This is a genomic window from Microcystis sp. M53603_WE2, assembly GCF_030065435.1.
The window spans coordinates 1-7002 of record NZ_JASJFF010001031.1 but is presented as its reverse complement, the minus strand read 5'-3'; the positions used below and the strand labels follow the sequence as shown (position 1 = coordinate 7002).

The 7002-nt window shown below is 44.2% G+C and carries 8 protein-coding genes; 5 read left to right on the top strand and 3 right to left on the bottom strand.

The window, feature by feature from the left end; genetic code table 11:
• From PX481_RS21785 to PX481_RS21770, 4 genes are all read left to right on the top strand, one after another.
• Positions 1 to 237 (top strand): FeoA family protein (locus PX481_RS21785; protein WP_288095936.1); only part of this gene is annotated, 237 nt, incomplete at its 5' end.
• A gap of 42 nt (positions 238 to 279) precedes the next feature.
• Positions 280 to 2604, top strand: a complete 2325-nt coding sequence (feoB, locus tag PX481_RS21780) for a Fe(2+) transporter permease subunit FeoB (RefSeq protein WP_288095935.1) — start codon at positions 280 to 282, stop codon at positions 2602 to 2604.
• Between the two features lie 109 nt (positions 2605 to 2713).
• On the top strand, positions 2714 to 2953 hold the full coding sequence (locus tag PX481_RS21775) for a FeoC-like transcriptional regulator (protein WP_002760210.1): 240 nt from the start codon (positions 2714 to 2716) through the stop codon (positions 2951 to 2953).
• Positions 2954 to 3281: 328 nt separating this feature from the next.
• Positions 3282 to 4265 carry a methyltransferase domain-containing protein gene (locus PX481_RS21770; RefSeq protein WP_288095937.1) on the top strand — a complete coding sequence of 328 codons (984 nt, stop codon included), beginning with the start codon at positions 3282 to 3284 and terminating at the stop codon, positions 4263 to 4265.
• Between the two features lie 137 nt (positions 4266 to 4402).
• On the opposite strand, the gene PX481_RS21765 is transcribed toward PX481_RS21770, so the two are convergent.
• On the bottom strand, positions 4403 to 4654 hold the full coding sequence (locus tag PX481_RS21765; protein ID WP_002752963.1) for a hypothetical protein: 252 nt from the start codon (positions 4652 to 4654) through the stop codon (positions 4403 to 4405).
• An 11-nt stretch (positions 4655 to 4665) separates the two neighbouring features.
• The gene (locus tag PX481_RS21760; protein WP_288095933.1) at positions 4666 to 5226 is read right to left on the bottom strand and encodes a Crp/Fnr family transcriptional regulator; all 561 of its coding nucleotides are present in this window, start codon (positions 5224 to 5226) and stop codon (positions 4666 to 4668) included.
• 281 nt (positions 5227 to 5507) lie between these two features.
• On the opposite strand from PX481_RS21760, the gene PX481_RS21755 reads away from it, so the two are divergent.
• Positions 5508 to 5765 (top strand): Asr1405/Asl0597 family protein, encoded by a 258-nt coding sequence (locus PX481_RS21755; RefSeq protein ID WP_002742227.1) that lies wholly within the window; start codon positions 5508 to 5510, stop codon positions 5763 to 5765.
• A gap of 157 nt (positions 5766 to 5922) precedes the next feature.
• On the opposite strand, the gene PX481_RS21750 is transcribed toward PX481_RS21755, so the two are convergent.
• Positions 5923 to 6801 (bottom strand): alpha/beta fold hydrolase, encoded by an 879-nt coding sequence (locus PX481_RS21750; protein ID WP_288095932.1) that lies wholly within the window; start codon positions 6799 to 6801, stop codon positions 5923 to 5925.
• Positions 6802 to 7002: the final 201 nt, after the last annotated feature.

Here is a 7002-nt window from a genome sequence, read left to right as displayed (position 1 = left end):
TTTCTGCGGGAGATACCCATAGGAAAAGCGGGTAAAGTTGTCGGTTATGACCGAGCATTGCGCGGATACAAAGGAAAATTGTTATCAATGGGATTAACTCCGGGGACAGAGTTTACCGTTATTCGCGTCGCACCTTTGGGGGATCCCGTCGAGATTCGAGTGCGGGGATTTCATCTCAGTCTGCGTAAACAGGAGGCAGACACTTTAATCGTCGAAGAAATAGACCCAAAAAGCTAAATTTAATCATCTAAGCCTATTCGTCACTCAATATCCTAAATTATGGTCAAACCCATTATCGCCTTAATTGGCAATCCTAACTGTGGCAAAACTACCCTTTTTAATGCTCTCACAGGGGCCAATCAACGCACCGGCAACTGGCCGGGAGTAACAGTCGATCGCAAAGAGGGAAGATTTCAAGTTAACGGGGAAGATATCACCCTTGTGGATTTACCCGGAGTCTATTCCCTCGATGTAGAAGAAGGGGAGACAGGAATGGATGAATTAGTCGCTAGGGACTATCTGCTGTCAGGAGAAGCGGATTTAGTGATTAATATCGTCGATGCTGCCAATTTAGAGCGCAATCTCTACCTTACTACCCAAATCATGGAGATGCGTTTACCGATGTTGATTGCCCTGAATATGATGGATGTGGCCAAAACTAGGGGTATTGTGGTTAATCCGCAACTCTTAAGCGTTCGCATGGATGCAATTGTCGTCCCGATTAGTGCGGTTAAAGGGGAGGGAATCGGAGAATTAAAGCAAAAAATTGGGGAATTAGTCAGTAATATTAACCATACTGCCGCTTATGTCGCTTATCCTGCGGTAATTGAGGAAGCTCTTAACGAGATTGTTGCCTACATTAACGACCATAGCAGTAAAAGGATCGTCGAGCCAAGATGGACTGCTTTAAATCTACTGCAATACGAGGATCGCATCGCCCCAGAATTGCGCTCCCAGGAACTATTAAGCATTATCGTCAAGCATAGACGACAAATACACCAAGTTTTAGGGGAAGACCTTGATATTTTAATTGCTGATACTCGTTATGGCTTTATTCAACAAGTTACCCAGGGAGCCACTCAACGGACTGGACAGATAAATGATACCATGTCCGATCGCCTTGATCGGATTGTTCTCGATCGCTGGTTAGGAATTCCGATATTTTTGGGCGTAATGTACCTAATGTTCTTGTTTACCATCAATGTTAGTGCTGCCTTTATCGATTTCTTCGATTTAACTGCCCAGACTATCTTTGTCGATGGTTTGTCCCAAGTTTTACAAAAAATCCATACCCCCGGTTGGCTAATTGCTCTGCTCGCTGATGGAGCGGGGGGAGGTGTGCAAACCGTCGCCACTTTTATCCCCGTAATTGGCTTTATGTTCCTCTTTTTGTCAATTTTAGAGGATTCCGGCTATATGGCCCGGGCAGCCTTCGTCATGGACCGATTAATGCGTTTGGTGGGATTGCCTGGTAAATCCTTTGTTCCCATGCTAGTGGGATTTGGTTGCACTGTGCCGGCAATTATGGCCACCAGGACCCTAGAAAATTCTCGCGATCGTTTAATGACGATTATGATGAACCCTTTTATGTCCTGTGGGGCCAGATTACCTGTTTATGCCCTATTTGCGGCGGCTTTTTTCCCCATAGGTGGTCAAAACATCGTTTTTGGTCTTTATATCTTAGGAATTCTCGCCGCTATTTTGACGGGATTGGTGATGAAAAAAACCCTACTCAAGGGAGAAGTCAGTCACTTTATTATGGAATTGCCTCCCTATCATCTACCGCGTCTGAAAGGGGTTTTAATTCGCACTTGGGAACGTCTGCAAGCGTTTTTATGGAAAGCTGGACGAGTTATCGTTTTAATGGTGATGATTTTGGGATTACTCAACTCCGTCAGTTTTGATGGTTCTTTTGGTAATCAAGACAGCGAGCGATCGGTTTTAAGTGCTACCAGTAAAGCTGTAACTCCTATTTTCTCACCCATGGGACTAGAGCAGCAAAATTGGCCGGCAACGGTGGGCATTTTTACGGGAGTTTTTGCCAAAGAAGCAATGGTAGGGACATTAAACTCGATTTATAGCCAACTAGCAGGGGAAGATAACCCGAATAAGGGGGCAGCGGTCGCAAAATTCGACTTTTGGGGGCAAATTAACCGAGCTATTGCCACTATTCCCGCCAATTTAGCGCAATTACCCAATCAATTACTTGATCCCTTGGGTTTGAATATTGGTGATTTGCAAGATAAAAAAACGGCTGCCGAGAAGCAAGAGGTAGATTTAGGAATCTTTGGGGCGATGGTGAAAAGATTTGATGGTCAAGCGGGTGCTTTTGCCTATCTGTTGTTTGTTCTGCTCTATTTTCCCTGTGTTTCGGCCACATCGGCCGTATATCGCGAAACTAATGCCGGTTGGACTGTTTTTATTGCCCTCTGGACCACAGGAATGGCCTATATTGTTGCCACTTCCTTCTATCAAATCGCCACTTTTTCTCGACATCCGGGATTTTCTCTCTTTTGGATAGTCTTGATGGGTTTAACCGTAGTCGGGGTTTTATTCACCTTAAAAAATCTCCGTCCCCGAAAAATCAACCGTCCGGCAATTTAAAAGTAGGGTGGGTTAGGCGACAAAAAGCTAGGCAACTAACAAATTATTTAGATTCGCCGTAACCCACCGCAATCAAGCAACTTTTCTCGATTTTTTTCGCTTATAAACCATGATTTTAATCGATATACAGGCTTATCTTGCCAAAAATCAGAAAGCATCTCTGTCTGACTTATCTACACACTTTCGGATGTCAGCGGATGCCTTAAGTCCCATGCTCGATCGCTTGCTGAAAAAGGGGCGAATTCGCCTGATTTCCCTAGAAAAATGCGGAGGATGCAGCCGTTGTTCTCCGGAATCTATGGCTTTTTACGAATGGATTGAGGGCAATTCCACAGGGACAAACAGATAAAAGTTTAATACTACAGAAGTGATCTAAGTAGGTAGGCGTTAAAAGTTGTCAGATCCCCCCGCCTATCGGCACCCCCCTTATCAAGGGGGGCAGGGGGGATCGGCACCCCCCTTATCAAGGGGGGCAGGGGGGATCGAACCTAAAATCCATTTTTAATTTAATTATAACCAGCTACTTAACTATTAAGATAACTGCTGTATTACCAGTCGCTTTCAACGGGGATAGTTAATTTCTGGCGAGGAACCAAAGTCACTCAACCGCAGAACCTCAAGGTTGTATAATCTTTAAGAGTTATTAAGCTTTGTATCAGTTTGCCCGGCAGCATTTAATGAATATACTTTTGCTGACATCATCTTTAGGTTTACTCCTAGCGATCGCTATCGTCGTCTATTTTGTTTCCTCTCGCAAGTACCAATCGTCGGACTCGGTGGCCAATTCCTACGACCAATGGACCCAGGACGGGATTTTAGAATACTATTGGGGCGAACACATCCATTTAGGTCACTACGGTTCCCCACCAGAAAAAAAAGACTTTCTACAGGCAAAAGCTGACTTTGTGGCGGAAATGGTCTCTTGGGGAGGTTTGGATAAACTACCCACCGGTGCAACTCTCCTCGATGTCGGTTGTGGTATTGGTGGCAGCAGTCGCATTCTGGCCCGCGACTACGGATTTGCCGTTACCGGTGTCACCATTAGTCCCAAACAAGTGGCACGGGCCAAAGAACTAACACCCCCAGATGTAAATGCTCGCTTTTTGGTCGATGATGCCATGGCCCTTTCTTTTCCCGACGAGAGTTTTGATGTGGTCTGGTCAATTGAAGCCGGTCCCCATATGCCGGACAAAGCCGTTTTTGCTCAGGAATTACTGCGAGTTCTCAAGCCGGGGGGAGTCCTGGTGGTAGCGGACTGGAATCAGCGAGATGACCGTCAAAAACCGCTTAATTTCTGGGAAAGTCCTGTAATGCGCCAACTTTTGGATCAGTGGTCCCACCCCGCTTTTGCCAGTATCGAAGGTTTTGCCGAACAGTTAGCGGCCACAGGATTGGTAGATGGGGAAGTGATGACTGCTGACTGGACAAAAGCCACTCTACCCTCTTGGATTGATACCATTTGGCAGGGGGTGATTCGTCCCCAAGGTTGGTGGCAATTTGGTCTGACTGGGTTGGTTAAATCCGTCCGAGAAGTGCCGACAATTCTGCTGATGCGTTTGGCCTTTGGTACGGGTTTATGTCGTTTTGGGATGTTCCGCGCTGTTCGCGCTCAATCCCATCTGCAAGCAAGTCAGCAAGAGTCTCTTACCTCAGTTAAGTAGGGTTGAATTTTTCTGGGAAAGTCCTGGGATTTTCTCCCAAATAATTGTTAAGCTGAAGACAAAAAAAGAGCTTACCAACCTAGAATCATTGGTAAGCTTTTTGAGGTTTTTAAAGGGGATAACTAGAGGCAATCCAATTAATTATTGATCGGGTTGTGGGGAATAGTAGAAGTTTTTACCAGTGACGATCGAGCTTGGACAGATAGGCCACTTTTGATAATTTGTTTGAGAATTGGTCGGCCTAATTTGACCGCAGCTGGCAGGACAACCGCACCGATAACAATTGTTCCCAAACCAAAGAGAGCCGTTCGATCTCCTGATTCGTGATCTTCGATAATTTCTTTGAGATGAAAAGTCAGAATCGATTTATCCCAGTGAATAATCGCCATAGGTTTATCTCCTAATAAGGATGAAATTGGGTGTCAGCAGAAGGTAAAACAATAATATGTCCTCCCGTCCGAGAAATCAGACCTTGTTGCTCGAATTCATTGATGAGTCGGGTAATGCTCACTCTGGTCATCCCGACCATTTCGGCTAATTCCCGATGAGTGAAACGGATATCGATACGCTGGCCCGTTTCTGCGGGACGACCGAACTTTTGCGATAATTGAATTAGGGTTTTCAGAAAACGCAGCCTAGGACGATCGCGACGCAGGGAACAGAGCCAATGCTCAGTTTGTTGAACGTGACGACAGAGAGCCGAGGAAAGACTGCTACCCCGTTCAAGAGGAAGACAAGTAGCTTCAACGCTAGTGCAGCACTGCATCTCGTAGGGTTGAATCTGCGATAGGGGACGACCGACCACATCATTTTCTCCCCAATAGCCGAGGATGACGATTTCTCCTTCCTCATCCCACGTCATCACCTTAACCACACCGCGATTGATTAACCAAAGAGCATCCAGACGCGAGGGTAGGGGGTCACGGGGTTGAAATAGACGAGTGACGAGAGGTTCCCGCATAAGTACCACCGCTAGTAGAATTACCTTCTCCTCTAATTATTGCATTATTTTCTCAATAAAATCAACAGGGATTTTCCAGAAAAATTTCCTCGAACTGATGGGACTTACCAAAGATGAGCTTCCTTATACCCCTTATTCAAACCTGTCAACAGCCAAAGACCAAGATTTTACCTCGAAATATCCCCTCGATCGAGACTGCGAATGATCGCGATTAGCTTTCAAGCAATTGATAATTATTTGCAACTGTGTGATAATTAAGGTATGAGATTTCCCCCGTAACCATGAATAGTCCCCCCGAAAAACTCCTTTACTCCCCCCCCCTCTCCTCTGGGGAAAGACGGGAAGTCTATTATCGTCTTCTTTCCCTTGGTATTTGCTGTCAATGTCCAATGTACTCCCCCCTGACGGTGCAGATCGAGTCACCCTACGATTTAGTTCAGCTTTTGGGTGTGTTGCGTTCTCTCCATTGCTCTAGAGGGGAATTAATTCAATTATTGAAAGATTGCTGGCGCTTAGAAGTTAGTGGTGTCGATCATTAATTAGGGTTTGCTATTGTTTGACTTTTTATTGCTAATCAAAGTGTCGGTGTTTTTGACCCATTTTTTGACTCATGATAGTTTAACTACTGCTTTCGTCGGTCAATAAAAACTAGGAGTTAAATTCGGTTCGGGTAGGAAATCTACTCTAATCCCTAACTTAGCCTAAAAAAGGCAATATTGCCTCAGTTACAGGGATGGGATATTCTTCATGAATTCCTAGAGTTCCTCGTAGTTTTACCGTTTTTACTTGGGGTAAAGTCCCTAAAGCTTCCATTTCTGCTTTCGATTTTGGGGGTGCGTTTTCGGCAATAATTACTAACACTGGCAGCTTTAAACCAGCAAAATAATCGAGAAATTGCTGACGATTAGTCACTGGATCCAGTTTACCCGTTACAAAAGCAGCTGGGGCAAATCTAGCGTGAGGATGTTGAGTAATTTTATGTTTCTGGGCAATTAATTCGGGTGTTAATTTTTCCCCATCTACATAAACATGACGACTAGACATAAAACGCAGGAAAGCAGGAGTGGTATTGAGAAAATATAACCCTTCTCCTAACAGGGGAAAACGCACCATTTCCCGCAAGAAATCACGCATTTTTGGGGCGACTCCCATGGCACACAATGGCCCCAACCAGGTGGGAGCAACTAAGACTAATTTATCTAGTAAATTGGGGTAATTTTTGGCTAAATTGAGGGCATATCCCGCCGCATGACCTGCCACAATAATGGTGACTGGTTGCTTAAAAGTGGACTGAACAAAATCAATTAATAATTGTTTAAAAATAGCGGGTTCGTAGTTGAGAATTGGTCGTTCAGAATCACCAAAACCCAACCAATCTAAGCTATATACTTGAAATTTTGTCGCTAATATTTTCCCTATCCCTGCCATTTCTCCGCGACTGGAAACGGTACTAAAAGCAGGTAATAATAAAACTGGTGTACCTTGTCCTTGAATATCGTAAACAATCTCAAAAGTTTGATTTTGCCACTGCCAAGAAAATTTCTGGAGATTAGCTGCTTCTGAAGTGACCACCATAACTATTACCTCATAGTTAACTAGATTGATTCTATCTTTAATCTAACTAAGAATAATTGCTTTTACTCGCCATTGTATCATTATCAAGAGCGAGTAAATTAATCTTTAATATTTTATTAATGTCTGAAAGATTAATAAGGTACGGTTCTAAACTCCACGCAATTATTACTAGGATTATAGAGAGTGTAAACTGCTTTATTT

Coding starts and splice junctions, on each gene's coding strand:
- feoB (WP_288095935.1), top strand. CDS start 280: ATGGTCAAACCCATTATCGCCTTAATTGGCAATCCTAACTGTGGCAAA.
- PX481_RS21775 (WP_002760210.1), top strand. CDS start 2,714: ATGATTTTAATCGATATACAGGCTTATCTTGCCAAAAATCAGAAAGCA.
- PX481_RS21770 (WP_288095937.1), top strand. CDS start 3,282: ATGAATATACTTTTGCTGACATCATCTTTAGGTTTACTCCTAGCGATC.
- PX481_RS21765 (WP_002752963.1), bottom strand. CDS start 4,654: ATGGCGATTATTCACTGGGATAAATCGATTCTGACTTTTCATCTCAAA.
- PX481_RS21760 (WP_288095933.1), bottom strand. CDS start 5,226: ATGCGGGAACCTCTCGTCACTCGTCTATTTCAACCCCGTGACCCCCTA.
- PX481_RS21755 (WP_002742227.1), top strand. CDS start 5,508: ATGAATAGTCCCCCCGAAAAACTCCTTTACTCCCCCCCCCTCTCCTCT.
- PX481_RS21750 (WP_288095932.1), bottom strand. CDS start 6,801: ATGGTGGTCACTTCAGAAGCAGCTAATCTCCAGAAATTTTCTTGGCAG.